At 48.6% G+C, this 21,787-nt stretch carries 19 protein-coding genes and 1 CRISPR repeat array (1 of these 20 only partly in view); of the genes, 14 read left to right on the plus strand and 5 right to left on the minus strand.

The genetic code is table 11. The features are described 5' to 3' along the window. Positions 1–136: 136 nt before the first annotated feature. From CGC65_RS02830 to CGC65_RS02855, 6 genes are all read left to right on the plus strand, one after another. Positions 137–676 carry a flavodoxin family protein gene (locus tag CGC65_RS02830; RefSeq protein WP_002568453.1) on the plus strand — a complete coding sequence of 180 codons (540 nt, stop codon included), beginning with the start codon at positions 137–139 and terminating at the stop codon, positions 674–676. Between the two features lie 254 nt (positions 677–930). Next, positions 931–1,155, plus strand: coding sequence for a helix-turn-helix domain-containing protein (locus tag CGC65_RS02835; protein WP_002568452.1), 225 nt, complete (start codon positions 931–933; stop codon positions 1,153–1,155). Positions 1,156–1,216: 61 nt separating this feature from the next. Then, complete coding sequence (locus CGC65_RS02840) at positions 1,217–1,618, plus strand: (deoxy)nucleoside triphosphate pyrophosphohydrolase (RefSeq protein ID WP_002578923.1); 402 nt, start codon at positions 1,217–1,219, stop codon at positions 1,616–1,618. Between the two features lie 34 nt (positions 1,619–1,652). Continuing rightward, positions 1,653–3,599, plus strand: a complete 1,947-nt coding sequence (locus CGC65_RS02845) for a sigma-54-dependent Fis family transcriptional regulator (protein ID WP_002568450.1) — start codon at positions 1,653–1,655, stop codon at positions 3,597–3,599. 846 nt (positions 3,600–4,445) lie between these two features. Then, positions 4,446–5,483 carry a threonine aldolase family protein gene (locus CGC65_RS02850; RefSeq protein WP_002568448.1) on the plus strand — a complete coding sequence of 346 codons (1,038 nt, stop codon included), beginning with the start codon at positions 4,446–4,448 and terminating at the stop codon, positions 5,481–5,483. 15 nt (positions 5,484–5,498) lie between these two features. After that, positions 5,499–6,731: a dicarboxylate/amino acid:cation symporter gene (locus CGC65_RS02855; protein WP_002568447.1), complete on the plus strand. Its 1,233-nt coding sequence runs from the start codon at positions 5,499–5,501 to the stop codon at positions 6,729–6,731. Positions 6,732–6,884: 153 nt separating this feature from the next. Here the strand turns inward: CGC65_RS02855 and rpiA are convergent, their stop codons facing one another. The 5 genes from rpiA to CGC65_RS02880 all read right to left on the minus strand — a co-directional run bounded on the left by rpiA (position 6,885) and on the right by CGC65_RS02880 (position 13,362). After that, positions 6,885–7,565 (minus strand): ribose-5-phosphate isomerase RpiA, encoded by a 681-nt coding sequence (gene rpiA, locus CGC65_RS02860; protein WP_002568446.1) that lies wholly within the window; start codon positions 7,563–7,565, stop codon positions 6,885–6,887. 75 nt (positions 7,566–7,640) lie between these two features. Further along, a complete protein-coding gene (gene zwf / locus CGC65_RS02865; protein ID WP_002568445.1) occupies positions 7,641–9,035 on the minus strand; it encodes a glucose-6-phosphate dehydrogenase in 1,395 nt (464 codons plus the stop codon). After that, positions 9,019–10,443, minus strand: coding sequence for an NADP-dependent phosphogluconate dehydrogenase (gndA, locus tag CGC65_RS02870; RefSeq protein WP_002568444.1), 1,425 nt, complete (start codon positions 10,441–10,443; stop codon positions 9,019–9,021). Before gndA ends, zwf begins: the two co-directional genes overlap by 17 nt. Before the next feature lie 28 nt (positions 10,444–10,471). Beyond that, positions 10,472–11,566, minus strand: coding sequence for a lactonase family protein (locus tag CGC65_RS02875; protein ID WP_002568443.1), 1,095 nt, complete (start codon positions 11,564–11,566; stop codon positions 10,472–10,474). Between the two features lie 308 nt (positions 11,567–11,874). Next, the gene (locus CGC65_RS02880; RefSeq protein WP_002568442.1) at positions 11,875–13,362 is read right to left on the minus strand and encodes an aldehyde dehydrogenase family protein; all 1,488 of its coding nucleotides are present in this window, start codon (positions 13,360–13,362) and stop codon (positions 11,875–11,877) included. A gap of 229 nt (positions 13,363–13,591) precedes the next feature. Here CGC65_RS02880 and CGC65_RS02885 point away from each other — a divergent pair, with 229 nt between their 5' ends. From CGC65_RS02885 to cas2, 8 genes are all read left to right on the plus strand, one after another. Continuing rightward, on the plus strand, positions 13,592–13,771 hold the full coding sequence (locus tag CGC65_RS02885; RefSeq protein ID WP_002568441.1) for a hypothetical protein: 180 nt from the start codon (positions 13,592–13,594) through the stop codon (positions 13,769–13,771). Positions 13,772–13,911: 140 nt separating this feature from the next. Beyond that, positions 13,912–16,089 carry a CRISPR-associated helicase/endonuclease Cas3 gene (locus tag CGC65_RS02890; RefSeq protein ID WP_002568440.1) on the plus strand — a complete coding sequence of 726 codons (2,178 nt, stop codon included), beginning with the start codon at positions 13,912–13,914 and terminating at the stop codon, positions 16,087–16,089. A 43-nt stretch (positions 16,090–16,132) separates the two neighbouring features. Then, complete coding sequence (gene cas5c / locus CGC65_RS02895; protein ID WP_002568439.1) at positions 16,133–16,792, plus strand: type I-C CRISPR-associated protein Cas5c; 660 nt, start codon at positions 16,133–16,135, stop codon at positions 16,790–16,792. Continuing rightward, the gene (cas8c, locus tag CGC65_RS02900; protein ID WP_002568438.1) at positions 16,789–18,564 is read left to right on the plus strand and encodes a type I-C CRISPR-associated protein Cas8c/Csd1; all 1,776 of its coding nucleotides are present in this window, start codon (positions 16,789–16,791) and stop codon (positions 18,562–18,564) included. Before cas5c ends, cas8c begins: the two co-directional genes overlap by 4 nt. A 1-nt stretch (position 18,565) precedes the next feature. After that, positions 18,566–19,456 carry a type I-C CRISPR-associated protein Cas7/Csd2 gene (cas7c, locus tag CGC65_RS02905; RefSeq protein ID WP_002568437.1) on the plus strand — a complete coding sequence of 297 codons (891 nt, stop codon included), beginning with the start codon at positions 18,566–18,568 and terminating at the stop codon, positions 19,454–19,456. Further along, complete coding sequence (cas4, locus tag CGC65_RS02910) at positions 19,456–20,118, plus strand: CRISPR-associated protein Cas4 (RefSeq protein ID WP_002568436.1); 663 nt, start codon at positions 19,456–19,458, stop codon at positions 20,116–20,118. The genes cas7c and cas4 overlap by 1 nt, the downstream gene beginning before the upstream one ends. Further along, positions 20,115–21,146 (plus strand): type I-C CRISPR-associated endonuclease Cas1c, encoded by a 1,032-nt coding sequence (cas1c, locus tag CGC65_RS02915; RefSeq protein WP_002568435.1) that lies wholly within the window; start codon positions 20,115–20,117, stop codon positions 21,144–21,146. Before cas4 ends, cas1c begins: the two co-directional genes overlap by 4 nt. A 38-nt stretch (positions 21,147–21,184) precedes the next feature. Then, positions 21,185–21,475, plus strand: coding sequence for a CRISPR-associated endonuclease Cas2 (gene cas2 / locus CGC65_RS02920; RefSeq protein WP_002568434.1), 291 nt, complete (start codon positions 21,185–21,187; stop codon positions 21,473–21,475). 210 nt (positions 21,476–21,685) lie between these two features. Further along, a CRISPR array of direct repeats spans positions 21,686–21,787; the repeat unit is 33 nt; unit sequence GTCTCCGTCCTCGCGGGCGGAGTGGGTTGAAAT (it continues 741 nt past the right edge of the window).

Here is a 21,787-nt window from a genome sequence, read left to right on the forward strand (position 1 = left end):
GTCAATCACGAATTTAGTTGGTGAAACAAGAAGTTAATATTACATTTTAGGGTTGCAGGAATAAAAACTTCTTGACTTGAAGTTAGCTCCAGATGATAGGATGATGAGAGATAACAAAATGAGAGGAGATTTACATATGAGTAAACATGTATTAGTCATATCAGCAAGCCCAAGGAAAGGCGGAAATTCTGATACACTCTGCGATGAGTTTATCCGTGGGGTACAGGAATCCGGAAATCAGGCGGAGAAGATTTTTCTGGCCAGTAGAAAGATTGGATATTGTATCGGATGCGGTGTCTGTAACACCACCCATAAGTGTGTTCAAAAGGATGAGATGGCAGAGATACTGGATAAAATGGTGGATGCAGATGTCATTGTACTGGCTACACCGGTGTACTTTTACACCATGGATGCACAGATGAAGACATTGATTGACCGCACAGTTCCCAGATATACCGAAATTCAGAATAAGGATTTCTATTTCATAGTGGCTGCTGCGGATACAGAACAGAAAATGATGGATCGCACCATTGAAGGATTCCGGGGATTTACGCAGGATTGTCTGACAGGAGCCAGGGAAAAGGGAATCATTTATGGAACAGGTGCCTGGCAGGCAGGAGAAATTAAGGGTACGCCGGCTATGAAGCAGGCATATGAGATGGGAAGAAATGTATAGTTGAAATATAAAATGCATGATGGGCCTGAGGGTGTGTCATGCATTTTTTTTTGGATAGCTGCAATTGCAGGGAATGAATGCAAGAAGGGATTGACGCAAGAATGTGTTGATGTGAACGCAGCGGGGGAGCTTATAGTTAACGATTTTTCATTTCGTGTGGTATAAAATATTTATGGAGTAAAGATATATGTGACTTATAGTCCGTTGCTAAATAAGTCACATTTCGTTACGCTTACCTGTAAGAGGTGAGGGAGATGGAGTTTTCCGGTGATATAAGAATAAAAGTTGGAAACAGGATACGCCAATTAAGAAAAGAACTATTATTAAGTCAAGAATCCTTGGCGTTTAAGGCAGGTCTGGACCGGACCTATATTGCATCTGTAGAAAATGGAAAACGGAATTTATCAATTATGAGTCTTGAAAAGATTATAGTGGCATTGGACTGTTCTATGGCTGAATTTTTTGAGACATTTGAATAAATAAAATTTTAAGCAAAGGCTCATTTGATTAATATAATTCTACAAAGCTGGGGTCATTAGGATGAAGAAGATTGAAGTGGCAGCCGCGGTTCTGCATAAAGATGGAACATTTTTAGGCACCCAAAGAGGTTATGGAGAGTTTGAAGGTGGTTGGGAATTCCCTGGTGGGAAAATTGAAGAAGGGGAGTCTCCCCAGGCGGCATTGCTGCGAGAGTTAAAAGAGGAACTGGGTATTGACGCTATCGTGGAACAATTTTTGATGACAGTTGAATGTAATTATCCCCAGTTCCATCTGATGATGCATTGCTATTTATGCTCGATTGCAGAGGGGAAAATTCAACTGAAAGAGCACAAATCAGCCCGTTGGATGAACAGGGAACAGTTCGATGATGTAGAGTGGCTTCCGGCGGATTTGGATGTGGTAAAACGAATCAGAGATATGGATATAGACGGTTTAGCTTGATGTGATTATGTGGTGAAGAATCGGAGGACTTTCCATGAGCCAGATTTGGTACGCCGCTTTCAGCGAAGACTTCGTGGAGCAGGCACAGAAAATATTCAAAAAATTGGATAAGGATGTAATCGTCACGGTATGGGATCCGGAACTGGTTCCGGAGATGCTCAGGCGCGGGGTCAGCGTTATATTAGGCCGCGGGGCCACAGCGCTGCGGATACGCAAGGTAGTGGACCTGCCGGTGGTGGAGATCCCCATCCCCTTTGAGGATATGGCAGACACCCTGATTGAGGCCAGCAGCTATGGAAGGAACATCGGGGTCATTGGCTATAACAACCTTCTCAGCGGTCTGGAGCGTTTAAATCCCATTCTGAATGTAAGCATACGGCAGATATTTGCCGTGGATGAAGATGATACGTACCATCAAATCCAGAAGCTTAAAAATGAAGGGGTAGACGTGATTGTGGGCGGGCTTATCCAGACACGTTATGCCAGAGAATTGGGACTGCCCGCAGTCCGCATTGAGCTGACGGACAAATCATTGTCCTATGCGTGTCAGGAAGCAGAGAAGCTGATTGCCACGGTCAAGGCTGCTACCAGAAAGGCAGAGGAGCTTAAGACTATTCTCAATACCACCAATGAAAAGTATGTAGCAGTTGACATAAAAGGAAATATTACCTGGATGAACCGTGTTGCCAAGCCTTACCTGCCAAATCCGGGCGGGCTGGTTTACGATACGCCCATAACAGAGGTGCTGCCCGCCTTTGAGGCAGTCCATGATGTATTGGCAACAGGAGAGGAAATCATACAGGAGACAGGTTCCATTAATGGGGCTGATATTCTTTATGATATGATTCCCTTAACATATAAAAATGGAGAGATATTGGGTGCGGTTATCACCTTCAATGATGCGGGAACCATCACCAGAGGGGAACATAAAATCAGGGATAAAGGCATCAAGGGATTTCAGGCCACCTATTCATTTAAGGATATATGCGGAAGCAGCCAGCAGATGAATCAGTGCATCCAGCATGCAAAGAGGTACGCCCATACGGACCTGACTGTACTTTTGCTGGGTGAGACGGGTTCCGGTAAGGAGATGTTTGCCCAGAGCATGCACAATGCCAGCAGCCGCAGAAACGGTCCTTTTGTTGCTGTAAACTGTGCGGCTCTTCCCGAGGGAATTCTGGAGAGTGAGCTTTTTGGATATGATGACGGTGCCTTTACCGGCGCCAGGCGCAGCGGAAAGATGGGGCTCTTTGAGCTGGCTCACAATGGGACCATTTTCCTGGATGAGATAGGGGAAATGCCCATGTCCCTTCAGAGCAGGCTGCTGCGTGTTTTGCAGGAGCGTAAGGTCATGCGTCTGGGCGGCGACCGGGTTTTTCCCGTGAATATCAGGATATTTGCAGCGACCAACAAAAACCTGATGGAGCTGGTAGGTGAGCACAAATTCAGGGAGGACTTATTTTACCGTCTTAATGTGCTGACCCTAAAGATACCGCCGCTCAGGGAACGGGTTGAGGATATTCCTGATCTGGCCAATCTGTTTCTCAGGGAAAGCGGGGGAAAATGCTGCCTTACCCCTGCGGCAGAGAAGGTGCTTACCTCTTACGGATGGCCGGGAAACGCCCGCCAGCTGAGGCATTTTATGGAGAAGGTGCGTATCATATGCGATTCCTCTGTCATATCAGGGGAAGCTGCTGGCTATGTGATTCAAAACTATGAACCGCCTTGCGAAATGGAGCAGAGGGGAAATAGCAGCGGCTTTCCGGGAAGTAATGGAATAGGGAATTACAAAGCAACTAAAGGCCGCGTAAACAGAAGTCAGGAGGAACCGGGTCAGGAGAATATAAGCAGGGAAATAACTGAAGAGTGTTTGGCCCAGGCTATGGAGCAGGCCGGAGGCAATAAAACAAAAGCCGCCCGGATTCTTGGAATACACAGAAGTACGATTTGGAGGTATATCAAAAAATTCGGAATGGAGTAACGGTCCATGGTTTTATGCGGCACGCACAGTATAGAAAGGCATAGTGAATGTTGTACCAGTGGTAATGCTGTATATAATGCCGTATATAGTGTGTCGTATATAATGCTGTAGATAGTGTGCCGTATATAATGCTGTAGATGGTGTGCTGTATATAATGCTGTAGATGGTGTGCTGTATATAATGCTGTAGATAGTGTGCCGTATATAATGCCGTAGATAGTGTGCTGTATATAATGCTGTAGATAGTGTGCCGTATATAATGCTATAGATGGTGTGCTGTATATAATGCTGTAGATAGTGTGCCGTATATAATGCCGTAGATAGTGTGTCGTATATAATGCCGTAGATAGTGTGCTGTATATAATGCCGTAGATAGTGTGCTGTATATAATGCTGTAGATAGTGTGCCGTATATAATGCCGTAGATAGTGTGCTGTATATAATGCTATAGATGGTGTGCCGTATATAATGCTGTAGATAGTGTTCCGTATATAATGCTGTAAATAGTGCCGTATATTATGCCACATATAATTCTGTATATCATGTCGCATACAAAGTCGTATCTCGTGTCGCAGAAAGCGTCTTATATGTTGCTGTGCGACACTTTTGATATAATCTGCGACACATGACAGAAAACGTTCAATGGAAAAAAATTACATAAACTGGGATATATCTCCATCCCTCTATCAATTATTGAATCAGAAAACCCAAAAAAACAGCTATATTTCGCAGATATTAGTAAAAATATCTCTGAATATAGCTGTTTTTTCGTATTTTTCCATACCAAAGAAGAAAAATGGCATAAATATTGCTTATTAATACCATATAACCATTAAGGAGGGAATGAAATGGTAGATTTGAGAAGTGACACTATCAGTATGCCAACCAGGGAAATGCTGGAAACCATACTGGAGGCAAAGCTGGGGGATGACGGAAGGACGGATTCCAAAGGAAGGGGAGAGGATCTGGCAGTCAATGAACTGGAGGACCTGGCGGCAGAGATGACAGGAAAAGAGGCGGCTGTATTGTTCCCGTCAGGAACACAGGGCAACACATCTGCTATTCTGGCTTATTGCAGGCCCGGCCAGAAGGTGATGGTAGATGAGATGCAGCATATCTACTTAAGCGAGAAGGTGGTATTTGACCCATCCATCGGGCAGCTTGAACCGGTTACATATAAATTGGACCAGGATAACCTGCCGGACCTTGACGACATGCGCCGCATTTTGGAGAGCCAGGAGATTGCCCTGCTGTGTATCGAAAATACTCACAATTTTTCAGGCGGTACCTGTGTCCCGTTAGAGAGGATGAAAGCGATTCATGAGCTGGCAAAGGAGTTTGGGGTCCCTGTCCACATGGATGGAGCCAGGATGTTCAATGCAGTGGTGGCCCTGGGCGTGGAAGCGCGGGAAATGTGCAAATATGTGGATTCGGTGATGTTCTGCATCTCAAAGGGGCTGGGGGCGCCTATCGGTTCCCTGGTATGCTGTTCTGAAGCGTTTTCCATGAAGATCAGGGACAAGAGAAAGCTTTTAGGCGGAGCCATGAGGCAGGCAGGCGTGATTGCAGCGCCTGGAATGTATGCCCTCACACACAACATTGAGCGGCTGGCAGAGGATAACGCCAATGCTGCCTATGCGGCTGAGCAGCTAAAGGATTTAAAGAACACAAAGGTATATGGGAAGGTCATGAGCAATATCATTGTCCTGGATGCCAATGGACTGGGCCTCACACCGGGGGAGTACTGCGGCAAGGCGGCCGAAAAGGGGTTATTAATCAAGCCGGTGTTAAAGGATAAGGTAAGACTGGTATTTTACAGAGATATTTCAAGGGAGGATACGGAAAAAGCGGTAGCGATTATACGTGAACTGGATTCTTTACGATAAAGGGGGATTTGACATATGAAGATAGCTGGTAAAAAGATAGGTTTATCCACGCAGATATTTGCAGCTATGCTGCTGGGAGCGGTTTTGGGAATCGTCATCGGGGAACCAATGACTAAAGTTGGGTTTATCGGAACTATCTGGCTGAATTGTATTAAAATGATTGTTGTGCCAATGGTGCTTGTTACTATTGTGACGGGTGTTGTTTCACAGAAGGATATGAAGACACTGGGAAGAATCAGCTTCCGCATTATGGCGTATTATGTTATCACCACACTGGTTGCCTGCGCCATCGGCATCCTGGTTACATCCATTGTAAAGCCGGGCACCATAGCTAATTTTACAGGACTGGCATCCAAGGAAGTAACGGGCAGCGCGGACATCACGGTAGCTGATTTCTTCACAGGAATGTTCTCGTCCAATATTATCCAGACCTTTGCGGACGGCAATATCCTTCAGACCGTAGTCATCGCGATTCTGCTGGGCGTGGCGATTTTAAGGATGAAGAATCCGGAGCACAAGGAGAAGGCTATCAAGGGCATGAACGTGCTCAATGATATGGTATTTTCACTGATTAACATGATTATGCTGGTATCTCCAATCGGCGTATTCTTCCTGATGGGAGATTCCTTCGGAAAGTACGGAGCCGGCATCTTTACCAGCATGGCAACCCTGGTAGGCACCTATTATCTGGCCTGCCTGGTGCATGTGGTACTGGTTTACTGCACAGTTATCTGGGTGACCGCAGGAATCAATCCTCTTAAGTTTTTAAAGGACAGTGCGGAGCTGTGGGTATACACCATTTCCACCTGCTCCAGTGTGGCTGCCATTCCGATTAATATTAAAGTGGCCAAGGAGAAATTCAATGTTCCGGAGACTATTTCCGGCTTCACCGTACCCCTGGGCTCACAGATGAACTATGACGGCAGCGTTATCCTGTACGGCTGTGTCATCCTGTTTATCAGTCAGACCATCGGTGTTCCTGTCACTCTGGGAACCATGGTGAAGATCATACTGATGTCAGCTATTCTTTCCACTGGCGGCGGCGGTATCCCGGGAAGCGGCATCGTAAAGCTGCTGGTCATGGTAACTGCTTTTGGCCTGCCTACAGAGATTGTAGGAATCATAGCTGCATTCTACCGCCTGTTTGACATGGGAACCACCACCAACAACTGCCTGGGAGATCTTGCAGGCACGGTGTTTGTATCCAAGCTGGAGGATAAGGCAGCTGCAAGGGCAAAGTCGGCATAGACGGATTGATGAATGGTTTGATGATTGATGATTGTTGGATATTAGCTGATGAGATTATTCAGATATGTATATTAAAAGATCCCGGATTCTGTATGATGCAGAGTCCGGGATTTTTCTGGTGTGTCTGGGAGCGCTTGTTTCTGTCTGTGTAGTTCAATTATGGAAGCGTTCTTGAGTTCCGTTTTCCGTTCCCACTATGATTTTTTCGCAGATATCACCGAACAGACCTGTTTCCAAGACGCCGGTCATGGATTTGAGACGAACCGCTGCCATGGGGTAATCCATTTCAACGCCTCCTGTCAGATCCAGGATATGGCTGCCGTTGTCTGTGACAAATACTGTCCCGTTTTTTATCCTCAGCTTCGGTATAAACCCTGCTTCCCTTACCTGTTCCTCCACATAGGGAACTGCAAAAGCAGGAACCTCCACAGGCAGCACACATCCGCTCAGGGAATGTACAAGCTTGCTCTGGTCCATAATCCATAAGACCCGCCGGGCCTTGCAGGCGATGATCTTTTCACGGAACAGGGCACCGCCTCCGCCCTTAATGGAATAGAAATCCGGGTCAATAGCGTCCACCCCGTCGATAGCCAGGTGTATGGTCCGGGCATCCTCCAGGGAGATAAGGGGGATGCCCAAACGGCGGGCCAAGCCTTCCGTCTCAAGAGAAGTGGCTGCCCCATGGACATACAGTCCGCCGCGGATTCGTTCGGACAGTTTTTCCATGAGATAATATACAGTTGAACCGGTTCCGAGGCCCAACACCATGTTATCCTCTACCTCCATGGCCGCCTGCCAGGCAGCCGCTTTTTTCTGTTCTTCTTTACTGTACATATTGTGCCTCCTGTGGTCTGCTGCCGTTTAAAGCTGTCTAAGACGCCTGAAGCCCCTGCAGCTGTTTTCAGACACCTACAGCCAGCTATGCCCATATTGTTCCAGCATCCGGTCCGCTTCAGCCGGTCCACGGGTTCCGGGCCTGTAAGGATACACCGGCAGCCGCTTTGCGGCGTGAAGTTCCTTCAGATGGCTGATGTAATTCCAGCTAAACTCTATCTGGTCCCATTGTGAGAACCAGGAGCGTTCACCTGCCATACAGGCAGTGATAAGACGTTCATAGGCCTCAGGGGTATTGAGCTGATGAATCAGGCTGCAGTTCTGGCAGAAATCCATCTTGGCCGGTATGATATCCTCAGAATCACCGGGACGTTTGATATTAAACTGCAGATAGACGCCTTCTGTGGGCTGAATCTTTATGATTAGTATGTTGGGCTCTACTTCCTGATAGGGCCTGCGGAATATGACAGCCAGTTCAATCTCGCGTTTCCCTGTCTTTTTGCCGGTCCGGATGTAAAAGGGGGTCCCTTTCCAGCGCTGGTTGTCAATGAAAAGCCGCAGGGCTCCGTAGGTTTCTGTCTGTGAATCCGGTTTTACAAGAGGTTCGCCGCGGTATCCCTCATATTGACCCAGGACCAGGGTGCTTTCTATGGATGACTCATCTGCCGGCTGTAAACAGCGGAATACATCCAGCTGGGCATCGTGCAGCCCCTTAGGGCTGAATTCCTCCGGCTGTTCCATGGCCATGATGGACAAAATCTGGAACAGATGGTTTTGCACCATATCCTTCAGGGCGCCGCTGGCATCATAGTATCCGCCGCGGGTTTCCACGCCCATATCCTCCAGGGCGGAAATCTGCACAGATTCAATATAGCGGGAATTCCATACGTCTGTAAAAATGGGATTGGAAAACCGGATTGCCTGGATATTGCGGACCATTTCCTTTCCAAGATAGTGGTCGATGCGGTAAATATGCTCCGGGCCAAAGAACGCTTCCAGCTCTTTGTTAAGGGCTGCGGCCGCAGCCAGGTTCTCGCCGAAAGGCTTTTCAAGTATCACCTTGCCGGAGGAAGAACCGTGGACCAGTTTGAGTCCTTCTGTGATGATGCTGAAAAAACGGGGAGCCACTGCAAAGTAAAAGATGTGGGAGTGGATATCATTTTCCCTGTAATAGTGATTCAGTCCATGATATGCTTCCAAACGGGAGAAATCCATCCGGTAATAATCTATTTTTTCAGAAAAACGGTTAAATGCTTTTTCCTCAAAGGAGAGCCGGGTGAATTTCTCCACCCAGTCCCTGGCAATCTGACGGTAATGGCTGCTGTCGTAGTCCCGGCGGCCAATGATGGTGATGCGGCTGTCCTCCGGAAGCTTTCCGGTGATATCCATGGTATAAAGTGCAGGAAGAAGCTTGCGGAAGGTAAGATCCCCGGTGCCGCCGAAGATGGTAAGGTTAGTGCTGATTGTCATTAGCCCACCTCCATTCATGGTGGAATACGCCTTCGCGGTCTGTTCTCTCATAGGTGTGGGCTCCAAAGCAGTCGCGCTGGGCCTGGATCAGATTGGCGCCTGCCGCCTTTGCGCGGAATTCGTCCAGGTAGGACACTGCGTTGCAGAGGGCAGGAATGGGAAGGCCGTTCATGACGCCGGTGGATACGGCCTGGCGCAGGCTGTCCTGATGCTCGTTGATGCGGGACAGGAAGAAACCATCGAATATAAGGTTTTCCGGCTTTGGTTCCGCTTCAAATGCATGGGTGATGTCATTTAAGAAAACAGCCTGGATAATGCATCCGGCGCGGAATATGGAAGCAATTTTTCCCAGGTCCAGATTCCAGCCGTACAGCCTGGATGCATCCTGCATCAGGGAGAAGCCCTGGGCATATGCGATGATTTTTCCGGTATACAGGGCTTCGCGGACCATGGCTGCAAACGACTCTTTATCAGGAGAGAGGCCGACAGCCGGTGAATGGATAAGCTGCCATGCCTTTTCCCGTTCATCCAGATGATTGGACATGATACGGGCCGTGCAGGCAGAAGTGATCATGGAGATATCCACGCCTTGCTTCAGGGCTTCTATGCTGGCCCACCTTCCGGTTCCTTTTTGTTTTGCGCTGTCTTTGATGCGGTCAATGAGCTCCCCGTCCCCCAGGTCGTCGGCCTCACGGAAGATACCGGCAGTAATGCCAATCAGGTAGCTGTGAAGCTCCCCGTCGTTCCAGGATTTAAAGATATGAGCCAGCTCCTGATTGTTGAATCCGCCCACATATTTTAACAGAAGATAGGATTCAGCAATCAGCTGCATATCTGCGTACTCAATGCCGTTGTGGACCATTTTTACATAATGTCCGGCGCCGTCCGGGCCGATGTAGGCGCAGCAGGGCTCATCCATGGCCCTGGCTGCAATGGCTTCCAGTATGGGACGTACTGATTCGTAAGCATCGGCATTTCCTCCGGGCATGACGGAGGGACCGAACCGGGCGCCTTCCTCTCCTCCGGAAATGCCTACCCCCAGATAGTGGATTCCCTTTTCTGCCAGCAGGGCTGCCCGCCTTCTGGTATCTTCAAAGAAGGAATTGCCTCCGTCCAGTATCATATCCCCCTTTTCAAGAAGAGGAACCAGCTGTTCTATGACGGCATCCACCGGTTTGCCTGCCTGGATCATCAGCATTACCTTCCGGGGACGGGCAAGGGCGTCCGTCATGTCCTTAAGGTCATAAAAGGGTATCAGGTTCTCATGAGGATGGTCCCTCATGACCTGCTCTGTGACAGCGGCGCTGCGGTTATAACCGCCCACCTTAAATCCGTGATCAGCCATATTCAGGGCAAGACTTCTTCCCATAACGGAAAGACCTACGATTCCAATATCAAGTTTTATCATTCTTCTACCTCCTCAGGCGAAATATGGGTTAAATAGTATGCTGGGAAAGAACAATGGAAACAGCTTCCGGCGCAGGTACGCGGGAGCATATGTCCAGGAGCTCCCCTGTTTCCGGGTTGAGCTGAAAGCTGACCAGTCCGCCTTGGGTGCGGTTTGCCACCAGCAGGTACCGGCCGTCAGGCGTAAGAACCATGTCGCGGGGATGGATGCCGCCGCAGCCTGTTTGCTGGATTTGCTCCAGCCGCCCATGGCTGATTTTAAAGACCGTTATGACCTCGGCAAATCGGGTGGATACATATAAAAAACGTTGGTCCGGTGACAGGCGTATGGCTGCCGATGCAGGCGGTTCCTCATATACTGCATCCAAAGGCAGGATGGGGCAGATTTGCAGGAGCTTCATGGAAAAGTCAGGAAGGGATATACTGTTATGGCTGCTGTCTGTCCCTGCGGCCCCGTCTTCTGTCAGACTGTACACAAAAACCTGGTTGCTCAGCTCGCTGACAAGGAAGAACTGCTTATGGTCCCTGTCAAAAATTCCGTGGCGGGGGCCGGTTCCCTTGTCAAAGGCCAGTTCTGATACAAGGGTAAAATCCTTTTGGCAGTCAAATACCATCATTTTATCCAGCAGCAGGCAGGGAACCATCATATAGTGGCTGTGAAATAAAATCTGATGGCACCCGGCCTTAGGCGCAATGGGGATTCTTTTAGCCAGTTCAAGATGCGGGAGGGAGGGACGCTTTTTACGTCCGGGGGAACCTTCCTCATATGTTATCTCATATATCAGTATGGTACCTTCATGGTAGTTGGCCGTGTATAGATAGCGGTCATCCTGGGCCGCGTAGCAGGCCGGCGAGGACTCACCAAAGCATTCCGCTGCCGGTTGAGCAAGGGCTTCCTCCTTATTATGGGCTGTATCCAAAAGACATATCCCGGACCGGCCCTCTCTTTTTAATGGGGAAGCCAGCATGGAATCCCTCAGGGAAAGATACTTGCAATCAGGGGCTTCATAATATAATTCAGGGTAAGACATTGCCCCGTTTCTTAAATCAATGGTAAAACGGTAAATGCCCAGGCTTTCAGGCGAGGCATAGGTACCGAGAAATCCGGTAAGGCTGTTGTTCATGACAATTCCTTTCTGAGCAAACTGTAATCAAATAAATATCAGTTACTATCTGTAATTATAAAAGTTACAGTAACATATGTCAAGTGATATTTGATCATATTTTTCCCGTAGGTTTCATTAAATGTTTTTGGGATGCTTTTAGAATGCGCCATATTTATGGATTGATGCAGTCAGGGGTGTTTGGAATGAATGGAATTAGAAATATAAAACCGGAAAATTCCCCATGCACTTCTGTCATGAGGAATTTCCCGGTTTTATGGTATCATGTAATATATAGATTCAAACATTTACTAAGCGGATATAAGATTTTATTTTGCAGGATAGAATCCGCTGGGAGCTTCAGAGAGATTGATCATAATATTCTTCATCTGAGTATAGTGCTCCAGAATAACCTTATGGGTCTCGCGGCCAATACCGGATTCCTTGTAGCCGCCGAAGGGTGATCCTTCCGGAATCTGGTTGTATGTATTGACCCACATACGTCCTGTCTCAATGCCGCGGGATACACGAATGGCGCGGTTTAAGTCGCGGGTCCAGACAGCGCCGCCAAGGCCGTAGGCATTGTCGTTGGCCATGCGGATGACCTCGTCCTCATCCCTGAATTTAAGGATACAGGCAACCGGTCCGAAGATTTCCTCCTGGGCAACCCGCATATCATTGGTCACGTCGGCCAGCAGAGTGGGACGCATGAAGCAGCCCTTTGCCAGTTCGCCATCCGTGATACGCTCGCCGCCGCAGATCAGGCGGGCGCCTTCCTGCTTTCCGATTTCCACATAGCTTAAAATCTTTTCCAGCTGGCGCTCGTTAATCTGGCTGCCCATCTGGGTCTCAGGATCCCATGATACACCTACCTTTACATTGTTAAATGCCTTTACAGCGTCCTCAAGGAACTTATCGTAAATATCCTCATGTACGAATACACGGGAGCCAGCACAGCATACCTGGCCCTGATTGAACAGGATGCCCAGTTGGAGGCCGTCGATGGCCTGCTCCCAGTTGCAGTCCGGGAAGAAGATATTAGCGGATTTTCCGCCTAATTCCAGGGTGGCCGGGATGAGCCGGTCCGCCGCTGCCAGAGCTACCTGACGTCCTACCTCGGTGGAGCCGGTAAATGCCAGTTTTCTGAATCCCTTGTGGTCAAGCATATACTGGCCTGACTTGGATCCGGATCCGGTAATCACGTTGAATACGCCCTTTGGAATAACATCCTGCACTAATCTGGCAAATTCCAGGACGGAAAGGGATGTGTCGCTGGATGGCTTGAATACTGTACAGCAGCCGGCTGCCAGAACCGGAGCCAGTTTCCATGCGGCCATAAGGAATGGGAAGTTCCAGGGGACAATCTGTCCTACAACACCAATTGGTTCACGTAAAATCAGGGAGAGGAACTGCTCATCCAGAATATTGGCGCTGCCTTCCTCGGCCATGATGCAGCCTGCAAAGTAGCGGAAGTGCTTTGCGCTTAACGGAATGTCGATGGCCATGGTTTCGCGGATTGGTTTGCCGTTGTCCAGTGATTCTACCATAGCCAGGTGCTCTGTATTTGCGTCGATGATGTCTGCGATTTTATTCAGAATGGCAGCGCGTTCACTGGTAGGAACCTTCTTCCAGGTTTCAAATGCTTTCCATGCTTCCCTGACAGCATCATCCACGTCTTCCTTGGTAGCCTGAGCACACTCAGCCAGCTTTTCTCCATTGGCAGGACACTTTGTGGTAAAGAATTCACCGTCAGAAGCGTCACGCCACTGCCCCCCTATAAAAAGCTGGTACCTGTTCTGAAGTTCTGGTTTGTTCATGTAATACCTCCTTGTTTTGTGTTGTTACACTCCTATAAATAAGGCTCATAGAGCCTTGCTTCCGATTACATTAACTACCATATCATTTTCATATAAAAAAAGCAATATTTGTTAAATTGTTTTCATAATAGTTTTTATTTTAACAAATTTTCAGTTATTAATAATTGAAATAAAGAAAAAGTCACGCTATAATGAAAGAAAAAAATAAAAATCAAGGAGGAAAATTAAAATGGAGCAAAAAAGTCCAGATAAAGTTTGTTATCAATTTATCTGTCCCAGATATCCCAAGTGCGCACGGGCAAGAGGCAGGGGGTGCTGCATTGAGTACCCGGAAGATGAGGCGCAGATGGTACAGGAGGGAGATTGCAGGGCCGAGGATGGATTTCCGCTGTTTGTGGAAGAGCAGTAGGTGTGTCTATATTTATGACGCATTGAACGAAAATATTTGTCTTTATATAAATAATGAATATGGTAACATTTGCCAAAATTATTTAATTTAAGACAAATATATGTTATAATTTGTACAATATCGGGGGAAGGGGGGAACCTATGCAATACTATGCGCACATCAGTGAGGACAAGACTCGAAAACAGACCGTAAAGGACCATCTCACAGGGACCGCCAGGCGTTCTGAACTGTTTGCAGAAGCGTTCCGGTGCGGAGCATGGGGATACGGATGCGGAGTTCTGCACGACATCGGAAAATATTCCCAGGGATTTAGAAAACGTCTGGAGGGCGGTTCCATTACGGACCACGCCACGGCGGGAGCCCAGGAGATGATGCGGCTGTATGCCGGGTCCAATCCTCTGGCTGCTTACTGCGCCGCTTATTGCATCAGCGGCCACCATTCAGGCCTTCTGGACGGGGGAAGGACCGGAGACACGGCAGGGGAGGCCACGCTTCAGGGAAGGCTTAAAAAGCAGTTAGAGGATTACAGTCCGTATAAAAATGAAGTTGAGATGCCGGATTTTCCCGGGCTGCCGCTGAGACAGATAGGCAAGGGCGGCTTTGGCCTGTCATTTTTTATTAGGATGCTGTTTTCATGCCTTGTGGACGGAGATTATCTGGATACGGAACAATTCATGCTGGGACAGGATGCGGGAAGGGGAGACTATGATTGTATGGATGTCCTTCTCAGGCGTCTGGAAAGCCATGTGGAATCCTGGCTTTCCAATGATGATTTGACATCTGTAAATGGAAGAAGGACGGCTATACTGAAGGCTTGTTTGCAGGCAGGACGCAGGAGGCAGGGACTGTACCAGCTCACGGTACCTACCGGCGGAGGCAAGACCGTGTCCTCCCTTGGGTTTGCCCTGCGCCACGCGGCGGAACATGGTCTTGAACGGATTATTTATGTGATCCCGTATACGAGTATCATCGAACAGAACGCCCAGGTATTTAAGGAAATCCTGGGAAAGAAAAATGTCCTGGAAAACCATTGTAATGTAACATATGAGGATAAGGAGAGCGGCAAGGAATTAAAAATGGAGCAGCTGGCCGCAGAAAACTGGGACAAGCCGGTGGTGGTCACTACAAATGTCCGGTTTTTTGAATCTCTCTATGCCTGCAGAAGCTCGGAATGCCGTAAACTGCATAATATTGCCAACAGCGTCATCATATTTGATGAGGCGCAAATGCTTCCGGTGAAATATCTGATGCCGTGTATTCGGGCTATCAGTGAGCTTATATGCAATTATCACTGCACAGCAGTTATCTGTACAGCTACCCAGCCGTCCCTGCAGCCCTTTTTTCCTGCAAAGATGCAGGAACTGAAGGCAGAGGAACTATGTCCGGATGTAAAAGGACAGTATGATTTTTTCAAAAGGACAAAGATACAGCTGGCAGGGCGGATATCCCAGGAACATCTGGTGAAGGAGCTGGAAGGCCGGCAGCAGGTCCTCTGTATCCTGAACAGCAGAAAACGGGTGCAGCGCGTCTACGATTCCATTGATAGCCGGGGGACGTACCATTTATCTACCTTGATGTATCCAAAACACAGGAAGGAGATTTTGAAGGGGATTCGCAGCCGGCTGTCGTCGGGAGAACCATGTCGGCTTATATCCACCAGCCTGGTGGAAGCAGGCGTGGATTTTGATTTTCCAGCCGTATACAGGGAACTGGCCGGAATTGACAGTGTGATCCAGGCTGCCGGAAGGTGCAACCGGGAGGGCAAGAGGGATCCGGAAGAATGTATGACCCAGGTATTTACGTTGGAGGAAGAGGAGGATATCCATATACCGCGGGAATTGAAACTGCCCATTTCAGTAGCCGGACAGATTGCGCAGAAGTATGAAGATATATCGTCGCCGGAGGCCATAGGAGAATATTTCACCAGGCTGTACCGGTATAAAGGGGAGGGATTGGACGCAAAGGATGTGGTGGAGCAGTTCGAGCAGGGAAGCCGTTCATTTATGTTTCCATTTGCATCAGCAGCTTCCGGGTTCCGCCTGATTGAGAGCAATACCAGGACCATTTTAATTGATACAGAGCCGGAGGCAGCGCAGATTGCCATGCAAATCCGGCAGGGCGGGCATAGCAGGGAGCTTATCAGGCAGGCCGGACAGTACTGTGTAAATGTTTATGAACATGATTTTGAAGCCCTGAGCGGCGCAGGCCGCCTGGAACAGATAGACCGGGAATTTTATGTTCTGAGGAATAAGGAGCAGTATACAAGGGAGAGGGGGCTGGTGATTGACGTAAGCCGCGGGGATGCCCTTATGTTTTAAGTCCCTTTTATGAAAATGGCGTATGCCGGAAAGGAGTGAAGTGATGAGCCGAGGAGTACGGGTCCGGCTGTGGGGCGATTACGCCCTCTTCAGCCGCCCTGAGATGAAGGTGGAACGGTGCAGCTATGATGTGATGACGCCTTCCGCCGCAAGGGGAATGCTGGAGGCGATCTACTGGCATCCGGGGATGCGGTGGGTGATTGACAAAATCTATGTGAGAAAACCCATCCAGTTTACCAGCATCCGAAGAAATGAGGTAAAGAGCAAGGTATTGGCAGGAAACGCATTGACTGCCGTAAACGGGGGAGGAAAACCGCTGTATATAAGCAGCAAAGAGGAAATCGTACAGAGGGCGTCCATTCTTCTTCGGGATGTGGAATATGTGGTTGAGGCCCATTTCGAGATGACCCCCAAGGCAGTCCCGGGGGATAACGAGGGTAAGTTTAAGGACATTATCATGCGCCGCCTGCGCAGGGGAGAGTGTTATCATCAGCCGTATTTTGGATGCCGGGAATTCCCTGCCCGGTTTGCCCTCTATGAAGAGGAGGAAGTAGACACTGCATATGACGGCACGGAGAGAGATTTGGGATATATGCTGTATGATCTGGATTACTCAGATACTGAGGACATTAAACCCATGTTTTTCAGGGCTGTCATGAAGGATGGTGTTCTGGATGTAAGGAATTGTGAGGTGGTGCGATGATTCTCCAGGCGCTTGTTGAATATTATGAAGCCCTTGAGCGGAAGGAAAAGATAACCAGTCCGGGCTGGTGCAGGGCCAGGGTAGCGTACGGGCTGGATATTTCAGAGCAGGGGGAGCTTATGGGCGTTATCCCCCTTAAGAAAGAGCAGCAGAACGGCAAAAAGACAGTCTGGGTACCCCAGGACCTTACGGTACCCCAGATGGTTTCCCGTTCTTCCGGTGTATCTGCCAATTTCCTGTGCGACCATTCCGGTTATATGCTGGGAATTGATAATAAGGGAAAACCGGAGAGATCCAGGGAATGTTTTGAGTGCGCTAAAAAGAAGCATAAGGACATTCTGGGGAATATCAGCAGTCCCGCAGCCAGGGCGGTGTGCCGCTTTTTTGACTGCTGGGCGCCGGACCGGGCAGCAGAAAACCCATACCTGGTGCCGGAACTGGAGGAGATCATATCCGGTTCTAATCTGGTGTTTATGATAGACGGGGAATATGTCCATGAGGACCCGGATATAAGGCAGTGCTGGGAAGAATACAGCTGTCAGTCAGGTACAGGACCTGAGGGCGTCTGCCTGGTGACAGGGCGCAGGGAGGAAATCGCCAGGATTCACAGCACCATCAAAGGCGTTCAGGGAGCCCAGTCCAGCGGGGCTGCGCTGGTTTCCTTTAACGCGCCTGCCTTTGAATCTTACGGCAAGGAACAGAGCTTTAACGCGCCGGTGGGTACATACGCGGCCTATGCCTATACCACGGCGCTCAATTACCTCCTTTCGGACCGGTCCCATGGGACAACCATCGGCGACACGGCCGTGGTTTACTGGTCCGAGGAAGGGGACGAACGGTACCAGAATATATTTGCCTGTGTGTCGGAGCCGACCATGGAGAACCAGGAAATAGTGGATGGGGTATTCAAGAACCTGGCGGAGGGAAAAGCAGTTGTGGCCCAGGATGTTAAGGACAGTCTGGATATGGAAAAGCGGTTTTATATATTGGGGCTGGCACCCAACGCAGCCAGGCTGGCCGTGCGTTTCTTCTATCAGGACAGCTTTGGAAACATATTAAAGCATATAAAAGAACATTATGACAGAATGGAAATAGTCCGTCCGGCAGCCGATGCTGTGGAGTATCTGGGGATATGGCGTATGCTCCAGGAGACGGTCAATAAAAAATCCAGGGATAAAAAGCCGGTTCCCAGTATGTCCGGGGCAGTGTACAGGTCAATTATATCCGGCAGCCGGTATCCGGCGTCCCTGTATCAGGCCGTGCTTGGCAGGATACGGGCGGAGCAGGACGACGGGGACAGCCGTATTTATAAGATAACCAGGGGAAGGGCTGCCATCATCAAGGCATATCTGCTAAAAAATGGAAATATAAGGGAGGAAATAACCATGGCGCTTAATGAAGACAGCAATAATACCGCGTACATCCTGGGAAGGGAATTTGCGGTTCTGGAGGCAATCCAGGAGGATGCCAATCCGGGGATCAACGCCACCATAAAGGATAAATATTTTAATTCCGCATGCGCCACACCGGCGGCAATTTTCCCCATTTTATTTAAGCTGAAAAACAGCCACATAAAGAAGATGAACAATGGGGCAAAAGAGACATATTACGAAAAAATGCTGTGTGATTTACAGGGAAGGCTGACGGTGGCAGAGGGACAGAGGGCAGCCTGCCCAAGAAGGCTTACCCTGGAGGAACAGGGAATGTTCATATTGGGGTATTATCATCAGACTCAGAAGAGATATGAGAAGAAGATAAAGGAGGAGGCTTAAAATGGCAGAGGTGATTAAGAACAGGTATGAATTCGTGGTATTATTTGACGTGGAGAACGGGAATCCAAACGGCGATCCGGATGCAGGCAATCTGCCGAGGATTGACCCGGAGAGCGGATACGGCATTGTGACGGATGTGTGCTTAAAACGTAAGATACGCAATTATGTGGAAACCCTGAAGGAAGACGAACCCGGGTATAAAATATATATACGGGAGGATGTACCCTTAAACAGAAGCGACAATACCGCGTACATTGAACTTAAGACAGATGAAAAAGGAATCAAGGAACTAAAAAGGAAAGACCCTCAGGTAGACCAGAAAATCCGTGATTTTATGTGCCGTAACTTTTTTGATATCCGGACCTTTGGAGCGGTCATGACAACCTTTGTAAAGGCTGCTTTAAACTGCGGCCAGGTGCGGGGACCTGTTCAGTTAGGCTTTGCCAGGAGTATTGATCCCATTGTAAGCCAGGAAGTGACCATTACCCGTGTGGCCATTACCACAGAAAAGGACGCGGAAAACAAGAGTACGGAAATGGGAAGAAAAAATATCGTTCCCTACGCCCTGTACCGCGCAGAGGGGTACATATCAGCTAATCTGGCCAGAAAATCCACGGGCTTTTCAGAAGAGGATTTGGAACTTTTGTGGGATGCCATCATCAATATGTTTGAAATTGACCATTCCGCAGCCAGGGGAAAAATGGCGGTACGCCGGCTCATTGTGTTTAAACACAGTAAGGAACTGGGAGATTGTCCTGCGTACAAACTCTTTGATGCCGTGGAAGTAAAAAGGAATGAGGATGTGGAGTATCCCAGAAAATACGGGGATTACACGGTTGCCGTCCATAGGGATCAGATTCCGGAGACAGTTGAAGTATCGGAGAAGATATAATGGAATACAGGGAGGATGACTTCCTCATGCTGTCCGGTATCCAGCATTTTATCTTTTGCAGGCGCCAGTGGGCCCTTATACATATTGAACAGCAGTGGAAGGAGAACGAGCATACCATAGTAGGAGAACTGCTCCACAAAAAAGCCCATGACCCATATTTGGCAGAAAAGCGGGGCGATGTCATGATAAGCAGGGCATTGCCCGTGTATTCCAGGAGTATGGGTGTCAGCGGGGAATGCGATATTGTAGAGTTCCACAGGGCGGAGGATGGAATCGGTCTACATGGTCACAGGGGGCTGTTCCGGGTATTTCCGGTGGAGTATAAAAAGGGGAGCCCAAAGGAGTCGGAAGCAGATATACTGCAGCTGACGGCCCAGGCCATGTGTCTGGAGGAAATGTTGTCGGCCAGAATTGAGGCAGGGGCGCTGTATTACGGAGAGATTCACCGCAGGAATATGGTGGAGATCACAGATGAACTGCGAAAACGGGTGAGAGATATATTTCAGGAGATGCATGAACTTTATGACAAGGGATACACACCAAGGGTCAGATGGTCAAAGAGCTGTAATGCCTGCTCCATGAAAGATATATGCCTGCCGAAACTGGGAAAAGCATCATCTGTCAGAGATTATATCCGTGGGAAGATTGAGGAGGATGTATGAGGAAGTTATTAAATACCCTGTATGTTACCTCTCCTGACAGTTACCTGTCGCTGGACGGAGAAAATGTGGTAATCTATGACAACGATACGGAACTGGGGCGGATACCTTTCCATAATCTGGAGGCAATTGTTTCTTTTGGGTACAGGGGAATGAGCCCTGCCCTCATGGGCGGATGCGCGGAGCGGGACATATCACTTTGCGTCCTTTCGCCCCAGGGAAGATTTTTGGCACGCGTGACCGGACGTGTGCGGGGAAATGTACTGCTGCGCAGGAAACAGTACCAGGTATCCATGAATCAGGACGCAAGTCTGACCATAGCCAGAAACTGTATCCTTGGAAAAGTATACAATGCCAGATGGGTTCTGGAGAGAGCGGTGAGAGACCATGGACTTCAGATTGACACAGAGAAGGTGAAGGAAGCGGCCGGATTTCTGAAACAATCCCTCAGGCACATAGAGGAAAGCCGGGACATGGCCCAGCTGCGGGGGTATGAAGGTGAGGATGCAGGCATTTATTTTGGAGTTTTCGACCAGCTCATATTACAGCAGAAAAAGGATTTCTATTTCAAGGGACGGAACAGGCGGCCGCCTTTGGATAATGTGAATGCCATGCTGTCATTTGTGTACACGCTGCTGGCCAATACCGTTGCGTCAGCACTGGAAACAGTTGGCCTGGATCCTTATGTGGGATTTATGCATACGGACCGGCCAGGCCGCCTTTCCCTGGCTCTGGACTTAATGGAGGAGCTGAGACCGGTTCTTGCAGACCGTTTTGTGCTGACCCTGATTAACCGTAAGATGGTAAACAAAAAAGATTTTTCCCGGAAAGAAGACGGTGCTGTCATCATGAGAGACGAGGCACGGAAGCTTTTGTTGTCAGAATGGCAGAACAAGAAAAAGGAGATGATCACCCATCCATATCTGAATGAGAAGGTGGAATGGGGAATGATTCCTTTTGTTCAGGCCATGCTTCTGTCCAGATATCTGAGAGGTGACATTGATGAATACCCGCCGTTTTTCTGGAAATAGAAAGACATCCGACAGCTGCGGCCGGAGGAGGAAGGTACATGCTGATACTGATTACATATGATGTGAATACGGAAACCACTGCAGGCAGGACCAGGCTGAGAAAGGTTGCAAAGCAATGCGTTAATTACGGCACCCGCGTCCAGAATTCTGTATTTGAATGTATTTTGGATAATACCCAGATGATAAAGCTAAAAGCCATACTGACAGATATCATTGATGAGCAGACTGACAGCCTTAGATTTTACAACCTGGGAAATAAACACACTACAAAGGTGGACCATGTTGGGGTGAGTAAAGGGATTAAAGTGGAAGAGCCGCTGATATTCTGACCTGGCTGCGGGCGGTAAGGAGGTTTCAAATAGTTTGGTGCGAACCAGAAGCAAACATGAATTTACGGGGGGATTCGCACCGGAAAAACTGCACAGTGAGAACGGTTTTGGATGTGTGCAGGGCAGGTTGGCGGTGATTTGAGGGAGTATGATGTGATTTGATTGTGGAAATGTGATGAAGAATTGTTGGTTTTTTTGTGTAGTATTGCTGTCTCCGTCCTCGCGGGCGGAGTGGGTTGAAATACTATCTGTCCAATCAAGCAGACACCGGTCATCCAGTCTCCGTCCTCGCGGGCGGAGTGGGTTGAAATC

This window comes from Enterocloster bolteae, from assembly GCF_002234575.2.
Taxonomy (GTDB): Bacteria; Bacillota; Clostridia; order Lachnospirales; family Lachnospiraceae; genus Enterocloster; species Enterocloster bolteae.

Excerpts from the sequence above, each read along its gene's own strand:
- CGC65_RS02855 (WP_002568447.1), top strand. The coding sequence starts at position 5,499 with ATGAAGATAGCTGGTAAAAAGATAGGTTTATCCACGCAGATATTTGCA.
- CGC65_RS02845 (WP_002568450.1), top strand. The coding sequence starts at position 1,653 with ATGAGCCAGATTTGGTACGCCGCTTTCAGCGAAGACTTCGTGGAGCAG.
- CGC65_RS02840 (WP_002578923.1), top strand. The coding sequence starts at position 1,217 with ATGAAGAAGATTGAAGTGGCAGCCGCGGTTCTGCATAAAGATGGAACA.
- zwf (WP_002568445.1), bottom strand. The coding sequence starts at position 9,035 with ATGACAATCAGCACTAACCTTACCATCTTCGGCGGCACCGGGGATCTT.
- gndA (WP_002568444.1), bottom strand. The coding sequence starts at position 10,443 with ATGATAAAACTTGATATTGGAATCGTAGGTCTTTCCGTTATGGGAAGA.
- cas1c (WP_002568435.1), top strand. The coding sequence starts at position 20,115 with ATGAGGAAGTTATTAAATACCCTGTATGTTACCTCTCCTGACAGTTAC.
- CGC65_RS02835 (WP_002568452.1), top strand. The coding sequence starts at position 931 with ATGGAGTTTTCCGGTGATATAAGAATAAAAGTTGGAAACAGGATACGC.
- CGC65_RS02875 (WP_002568443.1), bottom strand. The coding sequence starts at position 11,566 with ATGAACAACAGCCTTACCGGATTTCTCGGTACCTATGCCTCGCCTGAA.
- cas8c (WP_002568438.1), top strand. The coding sequence starts at position 16,789 with ATGATTCTCCAGGCGCTTGTTGAATATTATGAAGCCCTTGAGCGGAAG.
- CGC65_RS02850 (WP_002568448.1), top strand. The coding sequence starts at position 4,446 with ATGGTAGATTTGAGAAGTGACACTATCAGTATGCCAACCAGGGAAATG.
- CGC65_RS02880 (WP_002568442.1), bottom strand. The coding sequence starts at position 13,362 with ATGAACAAACCAGAACTTCAGAACAGGTACCAGCTTTTTATAGGGGGG.
- CGC65_RS02885 (WP_002568441.1), top strand. The coding sequence starts at position 13,592 with ATGGAGCAAAAAAGTCCAGATAAAGTTTGTTATCAATTTATCTGTCCC.
- cas4 (WP_002568436.1), top strand. The coding sequence starts at position 19,456 with ATGGAATACAGGGAGGATGACTTCCTCATGCTGTCCGGTATCCAGCAT.
- CGC65_RS02890 (WP_002568440.1), top strand. The coding sequence starts at position 13,912 with ATGCAATACTATGCGCACATCAGTGAGGACAAGACTCGAAAACAGACC.
- rpiA (WP_002568446.1), bottom strand. The coding sequence starts at position 7,565 with ATGTACAGTAAAGAAGAACAGAAAAAAGCGGCTGCCTGGCAGGCGGCC.
- CGC65_RS02830 (WP_002568453.1), top strand. The coding sequence starts at position 137 with ATGAGTAAACATGTATTAGTCATATCAGCAAGCCCAAGGAAAGGCGGA.
- cas5c (WP_002568439.1), top strand. The coding sequence starts at position 16,133 with ATGAGCCGAGGAGTACGGGTCCGGCTGTGGGGCGATTACGCCCTCTTC.
- cas2 (WP_002568434.1), top strand. The coding sequence starts at position 21,185 with ATGCTGATACTGATTACATATGATGTGAATACGGAAACCACTGCAGGC.
- cas7c (WP_002568437.1), top strand. The coding sequence starts at position 18,566 with ATGGCAGAGGTGATTAAGAACAGGTATGAATTCGTGGTATTATTTGAC.